The 15,208-nt window shown below is 58.0% G+C and carries 28 protein-coding genes; 22 read left to right on the top strand and 6 right to left on the bottom strand.

Annotation, left to right across the window (positions count from 1 at the left end; translation table 11 throughout):
* Positions 1 to 101 precede the first annotated feature (101 nt).
* From HMPREF1546_RS07495 to HMPREF1546_RS07515, 5 genes are all read right to left on the bottom strand, one after another.
* Positions 102 to 368 carry a hypothetical protein gene (locus HMPREF1546_RS07495; protein WP_021747455.1) on the bottom strand — a complete coding sequence of 89 codons (267 nt, stop codon included), beginning with the start codon at positions 366 to 368 and terminating at the stop codon, positions 102 to 104.
* A 3-nt stretch (positions 369 to 371) separates the two neighbouring features.
* On the bottom strand, positions 372 to 1,040 hold the full coding sequence (locus tag HMPREF1546_RS07500) for a zinc ribbon domain-containing protein (protein WP_021747456.1): 669 nt from the start codon (positions 1,038 to 1,040) through the stop codon (positions 372 to 374).
* Between the two features lie 67 nt (positions 1,041 to 1,107).
* Positions 1,108 to 1,230: a hypothetical protein gene (locus tag HMPREF1546_RS19565; RefSeq protein WP_301546116.1), complete on the bottom strand. Its 123-nt coding sequence runs from the start codon at positions 1,228 to 1,230 to the stop codon at positions 1,108 to 1,110.
* Between the two features lie 245 nt (positions 1,231 to 1,475).
* Complete coding sequence (locus HMPREF1546_RS07510) at positions 1,476 to 1,907, bottom strand: ImmA/IrrE family metallo-endopeptidase (RefSeq protein WP_021747458.1); 432 nt, start codon at positions 1,905 to 1,907, stop codon at positions 1,476 to 1,478.
* Positions 1,904 to 2,284 (bottom strand): helix-turn-helix domain-containing protein, encoded by a 381-nt coding sequence (locus HMPREF1546_RS07515; protein ID WP_021747459.1) that lies wholly within the window; start codon positions 2,282 to 2,284, stop codon positions 1,904 to 1,906. Before HMPREF1546_RS07515 ends, HMPREF1546_RS07510 begins: the two co-directional genes overlap by 4 nt.
* 159 nt (positions 2,285 to 2,443) lie before the next feature.
* Between HMPREF1546_RS07515 and HMPREF1546_RS07520 the strand changes: the two genes are divergently transcribed.
* Entirely contained in the window at positions 2,444 to 2,782 is a 339-nt protein-coding gene (locus HMPREF1546_RS07520; protein WP_021747460.1) for a hypothetical protein, read from the top strand.
* Here HMPREF1546_RS07520 and HMPREF1546_RS07525 read toward each other — a convergent pair.
* On the bottom strand, positions 2,757 to 3,143 hold the full coding sequence (locus tag HMPREF1546_RS07525) for a hypothetical protein (RefSeq protein WP_021747461.1): 387 nt from the start codon (positions 3,141 to 3,143) through the stop codon (positions 2,757 to 2,759). The two genes, HMPREF1546_RS07520 and HMPREF1546_RS07525, sit on opposite strands and share 26 nt — an antisense overlap.
* Before the next feature lie 80 nt (positions 3,144 to 3,223).
* Here HMPREF1546_RS07525 and HMPREF1546_RS07530 point away from each other — a divergent pair, with 80 nt between their 5' ends.
* The 21 genes from HMPREF1546_RS07530 to HMPREF1546_RS07620 all read left to right on the top strand — a co-directional run bounded on the left by HMPREF1546_RS07530 (position 3,224) and on the right by HMPREF1546_RS07620 (position 15,126).
* The gene (locus HMPREF1546_RS07530) at positions 3,224 to 3,415 is read left to right on the top strand and encodes a helix-turn-helix domain-containing protein (protein ID WP_021747462.1); all 192 of its coding nucleotides are present in this window, start codon (positions 3,224 to 3,226) and stop codon (positions 3,413 to 3,415) included.
* Between the two features lie 21 nt (positions 3,416 to 3,436).
* Positions 3,437 to 3,715, top strand: a complete 279-nt coding sequence (locus HMPREF1546_RS07535) for a hypothetical protein (protein WP_021747463.1) — start codon at positions 3,437 to 3,439, stop codon at positions 3,713 to 3,715.
* A gap of 2 nt (positions 3,716 to 3,717) precedes the next feature.
* Positions 3,718 to 4,302, top strand: a complete 585-nt coding sequence (locus HMPREF1546_RS07540) for a helix-turn-helix transcriptional regulator (RefSeq protein ID WP_021747464.1) — start codon at positions 3,718 to 3,720, stop codon at positions 4,300 to 4,302.
* A gap of 88 nt (positions 4,303 to 4,390) precedes the next feature.
* Complete coding sequence (locus HMPREF1546_RS07545; RefSeq protein ID WP_021747465.1) at positions 4,391 to 4,627, top strand: hypothetical protein; 237 nt, start codon at positions 4,391 to 4,393, stop codon at positions 4,625 to 4,627.
* Positions 4,620 to 5,366 carry a hypothetical protein gene (locus tag HMPREF1546_RS07550; protein WP_021747466.1) on the top strand — a complete coding sequence of 249 codons (747 nt, stop codon included), beginning with the start codon at positions 4,620 to 4,622 and terminating at the stop codon, positions 5,364 to 5,366. The genes HMPREF1546_RS07545 and HMPREF1546_RS07550 overlap by 8 nt, the downstream gene beginning before the upstream one ends.
* The gene (locus tag HMPREF1546_RS07555) at positions 5,363 to 6,757 is read left to right on the top strand and encodes a DnaB-like helicase C-terminal domain-containing protein (protein WP_021747467.1); all 1,395 of its coding nucleotides are present in this window, start codon (positions 5,363 to 5,365) and stop codon (positions 6,755 to 6,757) included. Before HMPREF1546_RS07550 ends, HMPREF1546_RS07555 begins: the two co-directional genes overlap by 4 nt.
* The gene (locus HMPREF1546_RS07560) at positions 6,754 to 6,996 is read left to right on the top strand and encodes a hypothetical protein (protein ID WP_021747468.1); all 243 of its coding nucleotides are present in this window, start codon (positions 6,754 to 6,756) and stop codon (positions 6,994 to 6,996) included. The genes HMPREF1546_RS07555 and HMPREF1546_RS07560 overlap by 4 nt, the downstream gene beginning before the upstream one ends.
* On the top strand, positions 6,997 to 7,776 hold the full coding sequence (locus HMPREF1546_RS07565) for a ParA family protein (protein ID WP_021747469.1): 780 nt from the start codon (positions 6,997 to 6,999) through the stop codon (positions 7,774 to 7,776).
* Positions 7,766 to 8,755 carry a DUF3102 domain-containing protein gene (locus HMPREF1546_RS07570; protein ID WP_021747470.1) on the top strand — a complete coding sequence of 330 codons (990 nt, stop codon included), beginning with the start codon at positions 7,766 to 7,768 and terminating at the stop codon, positions 8,753 to 8,755. Before HMPREF1546_RS07565 ends, HMPREF1546_RS07570 begins: the two co-directional genes overlap by 11 nt.
* On the top strand, positions 8,752 to 9,093 hold the full coding sequence (locus HMPREF1546_RS07575) for a hypothetical protein (protein ID WP_021747471.1): 342 nt from the start codon (positions 8,752 to 8,754) through the stop codon (positions 9,091 to 9,093). The genes HMPREF1546_RS07570 and HMPREF1546_RS07575 overlap by 4 nt, the downstream gene beginning before the upstream one ends.
* Before the next feature lie 8 nt (positions 9,094 to 9,101).
* On the top strand, positions 9,102 to 10,925 hold the full coding sequence (locus HMPREF1546_RS07580) for a PcfJ domain-containing protein (protein WP_021747472.1): 1,824 nt from the start codon (positions 9,102 to 9,104) through the stop codon (positions 10,923 to 10,925).
* Positions 10,925 to 11,089 carry a hypothetical protein gene (locus HMPREF1546_RS18775; RefSeq protein WP_021747473.1) on the top strand — a complete coding sequence of 55 codons (165 nt, stop codon included), beginning with the start codon at positions 10,925 to 10,927 and terminating at the stop codon, positions 11,087 to 11,089. Before HMPREF1546_RS07580 ends, HMPREF1546_RS18775 begins: the two co-directional genes overlap by 1 nt.
* Entirely contained in the window at positions 11,082 to 11,324 is a 243-nt protein-coding gene (locus HMPREF1546_RS07585; RefSeq protein WP_021747474.1) for a hypothetical protein, read from the top strand. The genes HMPREF1546_RS18775 and HMPREF1546_RS07585 overlap by 8 nt, the downstream gene beginning before the upstream one ends.
* 121 nt (positions 11,325 to 11,445) lie before the next feature.
* Positions 11,446 to 11,775 (top strand): hypothetical protein, encoded by a 330-nt coding sequence (locus HMPREF1546_RS18780; RefSeq protein WP_021747475.1) that lies wholly within the window; start codon positions 11,446 to 11,448, stop codon positions 11,773 to 11,775.
* A gap of 1 nt (position 11,776) precedes the next feature.
* Complete coding sequence (locus tag HMPREF1546_RS07595) at positions 11,777 to 12,247, top strand: DUF551 domain-containing protein (protein WP_021747476.1); 471 nt, start codon at positions 11,777 to 11,779, stop codon at positions 12,245 to 12,247.
* Positions 12,248 to 12,249: 2 nt separating this feature from the next.
* Entirely contained in the window at positions 12,250 to 12,597 is a 348-nt protein-coding gene (locus tag HMPREF1546_RS07600) for a hypothetical protein (protein WP_021747477.1), read from the top strand.
* Positions 12,597 to 13,235, top strand: coding sequence for a hypothetical protein (locus HMPREF1546_RS07605; protein ID WP_021747478.1), 639 nt, complete (start codon positions 12,597 to 12,599; stop codon positions 13,233 to 13,235). The genes HMPREF1546_RS07600 and HMPREF1546_RS07605 overlap by 1 nt, the downstream gene beginning before the upstream one ends.
* Positions 13,228 to 13,452 carry a hypothetical protein gene (locus tag HMPREF1546_RS07610; protein WP_021747479.1) on the top strand — a complete coding sequence of 75 codons (225 nt, stop codon included), beginning with the start codon at positions 13,228 to 13,230 and terminating at the stop codon, positions 13,450 to 13,452. Before HMPREF1546_RS07605 ends, HMPREF1546_RS07610 begins: the two co-directional genes overlap by 8 nt.
* A 277-nt stretch (positions 13,453 to 13,729) precedes the next feature.
* Entirely contained in the window at positions 13,730 to 14,479 is a 750-nt protein-coding gene (locus tag HMPREF1546_RS07615; protein WP_051361537.1) for a hypothetical protein, read from the top strand.
* An 82-nt stretch (positions 14,480 to 14,561) separates the two neighbouring features.
* Positions 14,562 to 14,762 (top strand): cysteine-rich KTR domain-containing protein, encoded by a 201-nt coding sequence (locus HMPREF1546_RS18210; RefSeq protein WP_021747482.1) that lies wholly within the window; start codon positions 14,562 to 14,564, stop codon positions 14,760 to 14,762.
* A 109-nt stretch (positions 14,763 to 14,871) separates the two neighbouring features.
* Positions 14,872 to 15,126: an HNH endonuclease gene (locus HMPREF1546_RS07620; protein ID WP_021747483.1), complete on the top strand. Its 255-nt coding sequence runs from the start codon at positions 14,872 to 14,874 to the stop codon at positions 15,124 to 15,126.
* Positions 15,127 to 15,208 lie beyond the last annotated feature (82 nt).

A 15,208-nucleotide genomic window follows, 5' to 3' on the forward strand; every position in this document is an offset into this window, starting at 1 on the left:
AAGAAGTAAAGGTAACAAAAAGTCACGAAATGTACCGGAATGGAAGGAAGTGTGTCTGGGTAGGCATACTTCCTTTTGCCGCCCCTGATGGGGCGGCCTTTTTACTGCGCCTTCTTCAGGGCGTTGATCTCCTTGGTGTGGCGCTTGAGGAGTTCGTGGTGGAGATCAAGCTCCTCCTGCATCTTGTCCATCAGGTCCGGATCGGGGAGGGCCTTGAGCTTTTCGTTGGCGGCGGCGAGGCCGTCGGCCAGGAGGTTGAACTTCGGGTGGATGTCAGCCTCCAATAATACCTTGACCTCATTGATAATTTCTTGTTTCTGCTGGGCCATCAGCTGGGCGAGGGCCTGCAGGTCTTTTTCGTCTAACATAGATTATTCTCCTTCGCTGGCGCTCTCTTCGAGAATCGCTTGAATTTCCTCATCTGTGAACCCTGCATTGCTCAAATAAGCCATACGCTCCGATACAGCCAAATAGACCTGCGGTGTGAGAGCCTCGATAGAGTCCTGTGCATCGCTAAGATCTGATATCTCGTTGTCATCAATATATTTCATGAGAGAGTCAGCCGCCCCCCAGAGCAGCACGGTATATCCGCTGACAGCATCCTTGTAGGCATCTGCTGATTCGTCCACGACCTCATCCAAGTGATTGTCGAACTGGATCATATACTGTTTAACATCTTCGCAGGTATTATATACGTCTAGTATAGTAGCACTTCCATCGCCCAGACCATTGAGGGCATCTTGGAAAATGCCGAGGTATCGCTCCGCCATTTCGAGGGTCGTATAGATCATCAGGTCGTTGCTCTCAGCGGTTTCCTTTGATGGGGCGGGCGTCTGTGCGGCATCGTTGGTGCTGTCTTCCAAATCATCCCCCATGGACCCAATGGCGCCGAGAACTAGGAGGATGATAAGCACATACCACCAGTGGAATTTCTTCTTCTTTTTCGGCTGCGGAGGCGTCTCGGCATTTCCTGGGGCTGGCGTCCCGCAGTTGGGGCAGAAATTTCCAGCATAATCCTGCCCGCATTTTGAACACTTCATTTCCCAATCTCCCTCTCTCGCGTGTCCGATTCGGACACGTTTTATTTTTATCCGCGCTAGCGGGGTATCACTTGTTGATCTCCGGATTGTCCGTCCGGCCCAGCAGGTAGTCCACGGAGCAGTCCAGGTAGTCGGCGATCTTAGCAAAGTTCAGAGTGAGAATATCCGTACCTCTGCTGATCTTATTCACAGTGTTCACACCTAACTCACAAGCCGCCAAAACGTCTTTTAAGGGTTTACCCTGCTGTTTTGCTCTGCCTTTGATTCTTTGAGCAATCTCTTGTGAATTGTACACGGGAATCACCACCTGCTGTTGTACATACTAACAAAATAACCTTATTAGGTTATTTTTGGATTGACAATAACCTAAATAGGTGATAATAATATAACCGTAGGTTAAACAACTACAAGTTAAGACAAGGCCAACGGGGGCGTTCAAGCATACATCTCCGCGGCCAAGTTGCCGTGCGTATACCAGCAGACCGCCTTGCGCATGAGGTCCTCAGTCACACAGAAATGCTCCGACAGGGCGGGGATATCCTCGCAGCCCTCAACCACGGCTTCATCCAGATCCTCCACTGGGATCAGGTGCTGGATGGCCCACTTGTCGGCCCGGTTCTCGTGACGCTGGCGCACATCCAGCGCCGCGTACTGGTTATAAAAGCTGCCGGTCTCACAGTGGCCCAGCTCATGGGCCAGGCAGACCGTCTCCTGCGCCAGGGATCCCAGCTTCCAAGGGTCCAAGGCAATGGCATACCGATCTCCCAGCGGGACCGACAGGGACGTGGCCCGCCGCATGGGAATCCAGTCCACATCGATATTCCGCCGCTCCGCATAAGCATATAGATCTAGCGGATGATTGGTCATTTCTTTTTGCGCCTCCGCTGGTCCAGCTTGTACTGGATGTAGTCCTTTGCATCCTCCCATAGCTCGTCCATCTCGGCCGGAGTCAAATCTTGGCCTCCCTCAAAAAAAGCGGCCTTGATAGTGTCCTCGCTGACCGTGTCCGAATCGGACACGACAGGCCGTGGGCCCCGCTTTTGGGGACCTTCTCCGGTGAGGAGATATTCTGTGGTGGTTCCCAGGGCCTCGGCGATCTGGGGCAAGTATTTCGTGTAGGATTTTGCCCGGCGTGTGCGCCATGCGCTGACTGTTTTGTCATTGACCCTAAGGGCGGAGGCAAACTCCTTTTGCTCTTTGAATTTTTCGCCCACCAACTCAAAAATGCGGTCAACGGCATCCATGGGTATCACCTCAAATCTGCATAATCTTGAAATCAAAGATTGTGAAAAATGACGGTCTTTGTGAAACTACGAAATTTAGATTGACAATCTAAAAAACGTAGATTATACTACAACCAGAAGTTGACAATCAGAAGTTGATAAGAAGGGAGGAAGCAAACCATGAACCCTGTGAAGATGATCTACGTCTGCGATCCAGCCAAGGCGAAAACCTGCCGAAAATCTGTTTGCAGGCAAAATCCCTATTCCGCTGATCCCGTGTGTGAATGGACAGGCAACCCGGAATGGGCAAAAACAGACGCCGCGGGGAACCCCATCATCGACTGGGAAAACACGCTCTTTCTTCTCAAGCAGGACATCGTGCGAGATGTCCCGGCGGCGGTGCCTTACAAGTATATAGCAGTCATTCAACGGGTGAAGCTGCTAACCATGGCTTCTTTGACAATCAATGGGCTCATGGTCTTACTATCTGTGCTCAAATGCCTAAGCCTGACAGGATAAGGGCTCCACAAACAGCGACGAGCAGGCCGGATGCAAAACCAATAATCCGCTCCTTCCACTTTTCCTGTGATGTGAGCCGACGGATTTCCTTGTAATGCAGACCTTCGTGCGTCAAATAGAACCCTATGGGGACGGGGCCAGAGGAACTATTAAGGCAGTAGTATTCAGCAAGGTCGTTTTTTACCATATATTCCACGGCCCGGATAAATTCTTCTGGGGATGTCCTAATGGCCTGAGAAATATCATTGAAGGAAATTTTGTTGTGATCGTTCCATTCGGGAGAAAGGGACACCGTGCAATCTGCCCCATGCGGAACCAAGTAGACAAGGATTTTTTCAATCGTTGCATCGTATCGTGCCATCTGTAGATTTCCTTTAATGTTCAACTAATGGTTACATAATAGCACAAATAGCGCACGATTTCAAGAGAGGAGGTGAGCGGATGCAGCTGAGGAAACTGCGGGAGGCCGCAGGCCTGACCCAGCGGGAACTAGGCAATCGGATCGGTGTTTCCGGGCAGGCGGTGGCCCAGTGGGAGACCGGCGTCAAACGGCCCAGCGTGGAGAACCTGACAAAACTGGCGGACGTGCTGGAGACCAGCACCGACGCCATCCTGGGGCGGAATACTGCCTAAAATTTTGGAAGGAGCGATTGCATGTACATACCAACTATGACATTGTGTGAGCTGGTGGAGCGGCTGCGTTCCCTGGGCGTGCCCACCAGCAACACCAAGGCGGCTGCCATGATCGAGGCGGGACAGTACCCCTTCGCCAGCTGTGTGCGGCTGAAGGAGGACGGGGAGCGGGTCTTTGAGATTTCGAAGGTACTCTTTGACAAGTGGGTGGCAGAGCGCGTCGTGCTGCAGCCTGGAGACCCCGGGTATCAGGTCCCCCTGGAGCTCTGCCCCCAACATACCACACAGGAGGCGAGCTGACCATGGCGGATCGATACCCATCTATCTACCAGAGGGCACGAAAAGATGCCTGTCTGACCCAGGAACAGGCCGCGGAGCTGTTGAGCGTGTCGGTGGAAACTGTCAAGGCATGGGAGCAGAGACAACGGGTGCCCAGACCGGAGGACGTGGAGCGGATGCAAGCCGCCTATGGCACGCCCTGGCTGGGGCTGGAGTACACCCGGGCTACCTGCGGACAGCTGGGGGTGCTGCCGGAGCTGCGGCTTCAGGGACTGCCCACGGCGGTGCTGCGGCTGATCAACCGGGCCACGGCGCTGGCGGATGACTACCGGCGGCTGATGCTGATCGCCGAGGATGGCATCATTGATGAGATAGAGGCGCCGGAGTTTGACCGGATCGCCCAGAGCATTCAGGACGTGATTGCCGCTGGGTATGAGGTGCTCTATGCGGAGGCGCCTCCGGGCATAAAAAAAGCCCGCCCTGTGGCTGGCACCACAGAGCGGACGGTTCAGGGCTTTGCAGCCGAGAACGATTGCAAGATTATTGTATCACATTCCGGCCGGATTGCAAGCCCCAGTTTTACCGGGGAGGGGGTGACCCGCCCATGATGATCTGGGGGCTTGTGCTGATCGGCATTTGTACGCTCACCAGCGGACTGTTCCGGCTGGTGGATCGGATTGAAGGGAGGCGGTGAGGATGGACGTGACACCGGAGCGGGCGGAAGTCGCCTTGGAGGTCCTGCGGATCGGGATGGACCGGGTTATCCGGGAAAAATTTAGCGAGGATCGCTGCCGTTATGCGTATGGGCAGTACACGGGGGCGTTGTTCCTGGCCTATTCGCTGGGCATCCTGAACGATGCCGAGCATGACCGACGCTTCTTTGAGGCGCAGCGGGTCTACTATGACGCAGCTGAGGTGAGACAAAATGGCTGACGCGATTTTCAAGGGCGGCAGGCGCCGGGGGTTTACCACGGTGTATCGGGAGGTGGCCCAGGACCGACGGCTGAGCCTTAAAGCCCGGGGGCTGTTCCTGCTGCTCCAGAGCCTGCCGGAGACGTGGCAGTACACGATCTCCGGCCTGGCCACCCTGGCCGGAACCGGTAAGGACCAGATTCGGAGCGGGCTGGCCGAGCTGCTGAAGGTAGGGTACTTGGTCAAGGAGCAGGCCCATGACGAAGCGGGCAAATTCGCCGGTAACATCTTTGTCCTCCAGGAGGAAGCACCGTTGTCGGAAAACCCGACAACGGTAGACGAACAAAATATACCGTTGTCGGGAAAACCGATACCGGGAAAACCGTCAACGGAAAACCCGACGCTAAGAAAAGAAGAATATAAGAAAAAAATAAATAAAACCCCTAAAGCCCCCAAAGGGGGGCTTAAAACCCCCGGCTTTGTGCTGGACTGCGTAGACGCATTCCTGGGGGATGATCCAGAGTATCAGGCCGCCTTCTCCGGCTTCCTGGAAAACCGGGAGGCCCTGAAAAAGCCGGTGCTGACCACCCGGAGCATCAACACCATCATCAACAAGCTGCGGAAGGTGAGCCGGGAGGAAGGTATCGCCATGCTGGATAAGGCTGTGGAGCGCAACTGGCTGACAGTGTACCCCCTGAAGGCCGACGAGCGGCCGATGGCGCCCATGCCCAATGATGCCAGAAGGGGGCGGTGCCTGTGAGCGAGATCAAGCAGGATGCCATTCTCTCCCAGCGGCTGCTAGACGCTCAGGTGGGCGTGCTGGGCTCCATGCTGATCGACCCGGATACCGTGCCGGAGGTGCTGAGCCGAGTGCGGGGCGAGGACTTTGCGGAAAAGAAGTACCGGCTGATATTCCAGGCCATCCAGGCCCGGTTCCGGGCTGGGCAGGCCATTGACCCTATCCTGGTCCGGGAGACTCTGGGGGGCGGTGTGGACAGCCCATGGACCTCGATCTTGCAGGGGCTGATGGATGTCACGACCACGGCGGCTCATGTGGATGACTATGTGGACGCCCTGCGGGCTTCCGTCACGTTGTCCAACCTGCGGACCCTGGGCACCCAGCTGGCGGAAGCCGACCGCCTGGAGGACGCTCAGACACTGCTGGATCAGATGCGGGCCCAGCAGGTGAGCCGGCCAAACGTCCAGGCCATGGACATGGCGGAGGGCTTAGAGCGGTTCTTTGACCGGCACAACGGCGAGGAGAAGCCGCAGTATCTCAGCTGGGGTGTGCCCGTCCTGGACGAGCGGATCTTTGCGGAACCCGGGGACATGGTGGTGCTGGGCGGGTACCCGTCCGATGGCAAGACGGCCCTTGCGCTGCAGTTTGCCTTCGGCATCGGCAGAAATCACCGGGTAGGGTTCTTCAGCTACGAGTCCACCCGGGACAAGCTGTTTGACCGGACGGTGAGCCGGGCAGCCATGCTGAGTTACACCAAGATCAAGCGCAACCAGCTGACAGAGGCGGATTACAGGGACCTGCTGGAGCTGCGGCCCCAACTGACGGCTCCCCAGCTGACGCTGATCGACGCCGCCGGCATGACGGTGCTGGACATCCAGGCGTACAGCCAGGCCCACCGGTACGATGTGGTATTTGTGGACTATCTGCAAAAGATTGCTGCGCCCAGAGGCACCCGACAGTCCGATTTTGAGCGGGTCTCCGCCATCTCCAGCAGCTTGCAGCAGTTTGGGCGGATCACCGGGACTACGGTGGTGGCCCTGAGCCAACTATCCCGCCCAGACCGGGACGCCAAGACCAAGAAAATCCGCCCGCCGGTGCTGAGTGACCTGCGCTCCTCCGGCCAGATCGAACAGGACGCCGACGTGGTGCTGTTCCTGCACCGGGAGGACTATGATGACAAGCAGTCCAACCGGATTCTGAAGATCGCCAAAAACAAAGAGGGCGAGGCCATGGACTACGTTCGGTTCCGGTTTGACGGCGATCTGCAGACCTTCTCCCGGATCGCGCCGGAAACTCCGGAGCCACCGGTGGAGAAGCCCAAACGGGAGAAGCAGCCGCCCCGGCAGGTGAGCTTCTGGGCGGACGGGGGCAGCTTCCAGGACACCCCCTGGGGGAAAGGGGGAGCCAGTTGAAGATCGGATACATCCTGACCATCAAACCTAACTTTTACACGGAGTACATGGGGGCCAATGACCAGCCCCGACCGGCTCAGGTGGTCTACATACACCCCGAAAGCCGATTTTACGTCGTGGAGTTCCGGAGCGACCTGGGTATTCCCTGGCGGGAGACGTTTTACCCATACACAAGGCGGATCGAGGGCATCGTGGACCGGTCCGCGCCATACTTACCACACGAAAAGGAGCTGTTTTGAATGAGGACGATTGCGATTATGAACAACAAAGGCGGCGTCGGCAAGACCGTCACCGCCATCAACCTGGCGGACATCTTGGTCAGGGACTATAAAAAGCGGGTGCTTCTGGCGGACTGCGATGGCCAATGCAATTTGACGGATTTTTTCTTCCCTGCACTGGATGAAGGACTGTCTGTCGCGGAGGTACTGACGGGGACCTGTGAGCCGCTTTGGAGCGATAATATCATGCCGATCCGTGATGGGTTGGACCTGTTGCCAGGTTCGGAGGACCTGTATACGCTGGACCTGCAGGCCCTCCTTTACGGCAGCGACTATGGCGCCAGGTACCGGATGCGGGATTTTATCAATGCCGTGCAAACTGATGGCGAGGTGGACTATCTAATTTTCGACTGCGCCCCAGGGTATACCTGCGCCACTGTAGCGGCTCTGATGTCCTCGGATGATGTGGTAATCCCAGTGACCGTGGACGGCTTCTCTTTCCGGGGACTGGAAACGATGGTCCGACAAATCTCGGGGCTTCGCCGCAATGGGCTGCCGGCTAAAGTGGCGGGCGTGCTGATTACCCAGTGGCGGAACACAGATGTGGTGGCGCAGGCGGATGCTCTGCTCCGGCAGGGGGAGATCCCTGTTTTCATGACACCTATCCGCCGGACCGACAAAGTCCCGGAGAGCACCTTCGAGCGGGTTCCGCTGGAGGCGTACAGTCCGCGGAGCGCCGCGGGCAGGGACTACCGGATGTGGGTGGAGGAATATCTGGGAGGTGAGCTCCATGGCGTTTGATATCTCCAAATATACGGAGGCTTCGCGGGAGCCTGCCGCCGTGCGGGACATTGGGATCATTACTACCGAGATCTTGCGGTTGAAGCAGGATGCCGGCAACGCTATCTTGAGTATCGGCCAGAGGCTGATCGAGGCCAAGGCCATGCTTCCGCATGGGGAGTGGCTGCCCTGGCTGACGGAGCAGGTCGAGTTTTCTGAGCGTACCGCCCGCAACTTCATGCGGTTGGCGCGGGAATGGACAAATCGGCAAGCGCTTGCCGATTTGGGAGCCGCAAAAGCATTGACGCTGCTGGCTTTGCCGCCGGAGGAGCGGGAACGCTTTATGGAGGAAAACCATGTCGTGGACGGTGAGGAAAAGTCAGTCATTGACATGACTTCCCGGGAGCTGGAAAAGGCCGTGAAGGAGCGGGACGAGGCCCTGCACGCGGCGGAAGCGGCCCGGGCGGCCGCGGAGACGGCGGACCAGAGCCGGGCCAAAATGGAAGCGGACATGACGGCCCTCAAGCAACTGCACCAGGCGGCACAGGCCGGGGAGACCCAGGCCCGGGAGGCTCTAGCCAAAGCCCAAGCTGAATTGAAGGCCCTGCGTGAGAAACCGGTGGAGGTTGCTGTGGAGGTAGACCAGAAGGCTCTGCAAGAGGCCCGCCGGGAAGCGGAGACCCGGATGCAGGCCAAAGTGGACAAAGCTGCGGAGGCTCAGAAAAAGGCAGAGGAGCAGCGGAAGAAAGCGGAAGAGGAGCTGGCCGCGATCCGGCAGCAGCTGGAGGCAGCCCAGCAGGCGGAACGTCAGGCCGCGATCTCGGGCGACAAGGACCTTGCCCTGTTTGAATTGCTGTTCAGTCAGGGGAACGAGGCCGTGAACAAGCTCCACGGGCTGCTGCTCAAGGTCCGGGGACGGGGAGATATCGAACTTGCCGGAAAGCTCCAGAAGGCCCTGCTGGCTCTAGCGGATGTGACGAGGAGGTGCGCGGAGGAATGATGGACCGGGCAATCGAACTGCTGGAAGAGCAGCAGCGAAAAGTGAAGGAGCGTTCCGCACCTTGGCTGGTGGCGGAGCAGCTGAAAGATATCTGCCGCCGGGAGCCGCACAGCGCAAAGATCCTGGCGCAGGACCTGGAAAACGCCTCCATGTCCATTACGGAGGCGGAGAAGAAAATCAAGGCTTTTGCGGATGGGCACAGGAGCGACGGCTTTGGCTGCGTGCTGCCCGGGGAGGCTGACGCCATCCTGCGGGAGTTCTACGGTCTTGGCGCCCCTAGGGACACGGCCACGGAAAGCGGCTCTCCGAAGATCCTCAATCTGGCGGATTTCCTGTGAGGTGCGATATGGACAAAGACTGGAAGAAAGTCGCGGAGAAATTGCCGGTAGAGCCCCGCAGTGACCTGGTAAACGATGTGCTCAGTGATATCTACGATAACGGGGATGCACTGGGAACCCCAATGCTCTTGTTCCATCGTGAACCTTTCACGCTTGCAGAACCACTCGACGAGATCATGTGCCCGGAGGCCTGGGAACGGCGCCGGCGGACGGCAAAGCACCGCTGGGGCGCCTGGTGTACCTGCACCAACTGCGGAGAGGACTTCGAGGCAGGATATTCCGACGGCGGGATCGTGCTGGAGACGGGGCCGGATGACGCAACCCGCGCCGGCTATGCGGAGCCGGGGCCGGTCTCCAACGTGTATCTGGAGGGCGAGACAGTCCTCTGCCCCAAGTGCTGGGCCGCTGTTGAGGTGACACGCCGGGCGGACCTGCGCCGGGGACGCACCTACCAGGTGCTTCAGGCGGAGGTGGTCAACGTGGAGACCTATACCGCCGTCATGTACTGGCTGGTCAGCCGGCGTTTTGACAACACCGGAGGCGATCACATCCTGTTCCTGTCCCACGCCGCTTTGCTGGTTGACGGCGACGGGCGGCTGCGGCGGTTCCGCGCCAAGCGGACCGGGAATGATGTACGGGATGTGGTCTGGCTGCCGTGCAGCTCCACCCGGGACCCGATGCAGATGCCGTACTATTCCTGGGAGGCAGCCCACCACCGCAAGATCGGCGGGTGGACGCTGGCCTATGTCCCGGATCTGGACCGGCACACCGGCGAAAAGACGGCGCTGAAGGAATACATAGTTGCCGGCGGCTGCTGGCCCGGAGCGTACCTCCACGTATGGGAGCAGCATCCGCAGGTGGAGAACCTGATGCGGCAGGGGCTCTCCGAAGCGGTAGTCAGCACGATGGATGACACGTTGGACCTTGCCGCCACTGTCCACGACCTCTGCGACGCGCCGTCCATCCCGTGGGTGGACTGGAGGGAAGTCAAGCCACACCGGATGCTGCACATGAGCAAACCGGCGTTCCGGGAAATCTCCCGAAATCATTGGGGGGCCGAGGATGTGGAGTGCTGGGACAGATACCGGCGCCAGCTCCCCAGTGCTGACGCAATGGACTTTGAATACTGCCGGAAGCGCATCGGCAGCAAGGCCGTGGGGCAGCTCCTGGAGATGGTGGCCGCCGGATGGGAAGATTTGCTCCCCCTGCCTGTGGTCCGCTATCTGGAGAAACGGGAAGCCGTTAAAGATGGCGTACAGATGCTGATTGACTACCGCAAGATGCTGCGGGACGCGGAGATGGCGGAAACGGAAGAAACCCGGTGGCCGCGCGATTTGCTGGCCGCCCATGAGCGGATCACCAAATTCTGGGCCAACCATTTCAAGGCATCGTATCAGCTGGGATTCACCAGCACATTCATCCGGTTTCGGGATCTGGAATGGACGGACGGAGATCTGTGCATCGTCCTTCCTCGTGTGGAGGAGGACCTGGTCTCCGAAGGAAAGGTCCTGCGGCACTGTGTCGGCACCTACGGCAGTGCACACTGCTCTGGGAAACCTGTGTTTTTCGTGCGGCACCGCCGCAGGCCGGAGCGGAGCTATTATACCCTGCAGATCAATATGAACGGGACGATCCCAAAGGAAATCCAGCTCCACGGATACGGCAATGAGCGCCACGGAGACCACAAGCAGTATGCCCACAAAATCCCGCGGAAGGTCCGGGAGTTCTGCGACCGCTGGGAGCGGGAGGTCCTGACACCCTGGTTTGCGGCACAACGTACAGGGGCAGAGCGGCCAGCCAAGAAAAAACAGAAAGCAGGGAGGATCGCCTGATGCGGATCGTCAAAACCGGAGACCCCTGTCCACTCTGCGGCCGCCCGGTGACCGCAGAGGACCGGGAAACGTTGGACCAGTTGACGGCCATCGCGCAGATGTTGGATCGCTTTGGCATTGACATCGCTGCGGGTGCAGCGGAGAAAGGAGAAGAATATGAGTGAGCAGGGATATGAGCGAAAAAAGGACTTTGTGAACCATGCTTTAAGCCGCTGCGTGGCGTCCATGTACCCCAACGTGTGCCGGGTGGCCTACCACACCCGGGACACCGACGAGGGTTTGCGGGAGACCGCCATGATCTACCTGGCCGGGGGCTACTCCCGGCGGGTAGACGTGACGGGGCTGGACCTGCCGGCCACCCTGGACGCCGTGCTGGCGGTGTTCCGGGAGGCGGCGTGAGATGGGCCGCTATACGGGCCGGGAGCGCCGCCAGCGGGCGCTGTACCGGCTGGCCATCGTCGTTTGGATCATCGTGCTGGCCCTAGTGCTGTGCATGGACACGGCAGGATAGGAGGCGGCTATGGAGACAGTTGACTTGATCAATGCCCTGCGGCGGATGGCTCCAGAGACCGGAGGCCTGCCCTGTCTTAGATGCGGGCATGAGCACGGCTGCAGTGTCCACGGCTGTGCTGTCATCAAGGAGGCGGCGGACCGGTTGGAAAAACGCTACCGAGGTGCTAGGGGCCATTGTAAGCCGGTGATTGCCGTAGCACCAGACGGCAGCTGGACCCGCTATGTGTCCATCAAGGAGGCGGCCCGGATCGTGGGCGTCAACCCGGCCCAGATCAGTACGGCGTGCGTTACAGGACAGCGGTGCGCCGGCCAGTATTGGAAAAAAGAGGAGGGATAAGGTGAGACCGATTGATGGTGATTACATAAGCGATGCCCTAGAGGCAGAGCTTTGCCGGGAGGGCGATGATCTTGAGGATCGGCAATGGGCCTATGGCTATGCCGCGGGAGTGAGTTTTGCAGTTCGTAAACTCGCGGAAGCCCCCACCCTCACCCCGCCGAACGAGTGGGTGAGCGTGGAGGAGAGGCTGCCAGATGCAGAGAAAGAGGTGCGACTTTTCTGTGTAACTCCCAACGGATATAAATACCAGTGTCAGGGGTTTTATGTTCCACCAGGGATGCGCCGGGATGATTCTGATTATTCCTGGGACTGGGAATGCTGCGACCAGTATGACGAAGATTCGGATGACTACTTTGTTAACCCTGGATGGTATGAAAGCAGCCATAACTGGGACGAGTATTCGGCTTTTGGGATTGCGGATAAGGTAACATACTGGATGCCCCTTCCAGAGCCGCCGGGAAAGGAGGGGTGAGGATGGACAGGAAACAGGCTGTAACGATTTTGAAGCGGAAAACCACCATCCCTGGTGATGGATACACCTGGGAGCAAATCAATGAGGCCATCGACATGGCAATTGCCGCCCTGTCCCCGCCGAACGATCCGCTGACGCTTGAGGAACTGCGGAAGATGGATGGAGAGCCAGCGTGGTGGGACGATGGTGAAGAAAGTTGCTGGGGTATTATTTCTGTTGATAGTGCTGGAATGTGGGGTGGCATCCCGTTTTTACGCGGAAGATGGAGGCAAGTAAACTTTGAATATAACATTGAAGAACGAAAAATGAGAATTTACCGCCGCCCGCCGGAGGGAGAGGTGGACACCTGATGAAATGCAGAGATTGTGAGAAATGGGGATGGGGAGACGATGAAGGGACCCCTGTTTGGGGGTGGTGCTGGAAATATACATCTTGCCCAGATCCGGATATTGATAGGAGTTGTCCGGATTTCTCCCCTAAAAAGCCGGATATCTTCACAACATTCTCCACACTCCAGGCCGAAAACAAGAAGCTGCGGGCCGAGCTGGAAAACTACCGCAAAGGCCATCGCGAAGAAGCAATCTCCACCCTCACCCCGCTGAACGAGTGGGTAAATCGAGTGAGAGAGCTTGATGAGCTTTACACAAAGCTCCAGATCATAACAGGCTTTACAGTGGAGCAACTGCTAGAAATGTTCGCCGCCGGATACACGCTGGAAAAGCCGGATTACTCAAAATCATTTGAAGAGATGGCGAGTTTGGCCGAAACCACCCCGCCGAACGAGCCGCTGACGCTGGAGGAGCTGCGGGAGATGGACGAGCCTGTATGGGTTGCCTGCAAACCCATCGAGGGCGGGAACGGGTACTGGTGTCTGTGCCAGCATGGGCATATCATCACACCGGCAGGTAGCATTTACGATGTGAAAGAAATCCCGCATTGGGTGTTCTACCGCCGCCCGCTGGAGGGAGCAGAGGACGGTAATGTCTAAAAAAACGGTTCGGTTCCCAAGTTTCAACGTATCTCTTTCGGACCCAATCGAGATTGCGAAGTATCACCTGAACGATCCAGATATCGCCATGCAGTCAAAAGTAATGGCAATCGAGAAGGTGGCAGAGATGGAAACACACAACAGCATCACGAAGAATGATCTTGTCGGTGCGCTCCGATGGATTTATGAACACTATGATCTTTTATCGGTTTTGTGAGGTGACGGCAATGTTTACGGTTGATGACGGCCTTTGCTTCCCGTGGGAGGGATTTGTCTGCTGCTAAGTAACAACGATTTGAATACCATCCAAGCTGCCTTAGATACTGGGATGGAGACCGTAATGACCCGAACTCTTGGAGATTTCCGCATCACGGTCTCCACATCCAGAGCCCCGCCTGTTTGGCATCCGTTTCTTATGCTTGCCCGTCTGGAGATTTGGGATGGGCACATATATTCTACAAAGTGGTGTGTCAGTGCGGAGGAGGTGCAGCAGTTTGCGGGGAGATAATCAGTCCTTGTGGTATTGTGTACGCCAGCGGGCAGGCCCGCTAGTTAAAGAGTGCAGGGCGCTGCGGCCACGGCTGAGCCGGTACGACTCCCGAGAAGACCGGCGGGACAAGAATGAGATTGTCCGGTCCAAGCACACCGCAGTGTGCAGGACTCAGGTGGATCGGTTGGAGCTGCGGCTGGCGGAGTTTGGCTTTCGGGGCAGCCATTATACGATGACCTGTGACGACTTCCACCTGCCGGACAGATATGATGGGATGCGAAAGATGTTCCGGGCAGCCCGGACGCGGATGCAGCGATGGCACGGCGGGCCATTCGACTGGATCGGCTGCATCGAGGGCAAGCACGGGGACCACCGGCTCCACGTACACTTACTGCTGCGGGACGAGGACTTCTCCCCGGCAGAGGTGCGGCACCTGTGGACGGCTGGCGACGTGGATGACGAGCCGGTCCTGATGCGGGAGGGCGGCTACCGGCGGCTGGCCAAGTATTTCAACAAGGAGCGGCCGGACGGATTTGTGATACCGCTGGGCAAGCACCCGTGGAGTTGCAGCCGGGGACTGAAGGCACAGATCCCGGAGCCGGAACGGTGGCGGGATGATAGCGGGCTGATTGAGGTTCCAGACAATGTGATTTGGTGCCGGAAGGGTGCCCATGAGAATGACTTCGGGGCGTACTACTACGCCAGCTATATCCTGCCGGACGGGCCGCAGTTTGGAGGACGGTTCTTTATTTAGAATCTGTCGCGCGCGTGCGCGCGATCAATCTTGAAATCTAGTGGAACGATAGGCACACACAAAAGAAAGTGAGGGAAAGCCGTTGCAAAGCACACGGAAATGTGATAGCATTATCGTAAAGGACGGATGGATAACCTGCCCGGAGTGCGGACGGAACCATCGGCTGCTGCGGATTACTCCGGAGACGGAGGCCCACGGACTGCCAGTATACTGCCGGACATGCCGGCGGGAAATCGTCCTGAATATCGAGAGAGGCCAGAGCGTCAAGCGCCAGAGCCCATGATCTACCTCAGACGGGGATGGATCGTGGCTCTGGCGTTTTTTTGTTTGCCCGGAGGTGATAGCCTGGGCCAGGCGCCTGGGCGTGTCAGATTCGGACACGGAGGGAGATCATGGGCTTTGACTATACCAGCAAGCGCTGGGAGCGCAAGCGTGCGGCCATCCTGCGGCGTGACGATTACCGCTGCGTGTGGTGCCGGCGCTATGGCCGCAACCGCCCGGCGGTGGTGGTCCATCACATCAAGCACGTGGATGAGTATCCGGAGCTGGCCTACGAGGACAGCAACCTGGTGAGCCTGTGCCAGGGGTGTCACAACAAGGCACACCCGGAGAAGGCACGGGCGGCAACGTACGGCCGCAGGTACTGATCCCCCCCCACCCAAGGACCCCCAGCCGGGGGGCCTTGGAGACCGGCGGGTGGGACTTTTTCCAATAGAGCCCCCGTATGAG

It is taken from the genome of Oscillibacter sp. KLE 1745, from assembly GCF_000469445.2.
Taxonomy (GTDB): Bacteria; Bacillota; Clostridia; order Oscillospirales; family Oscillospiraceae; genus Oscillibacter; species Oscillibacter welbionis.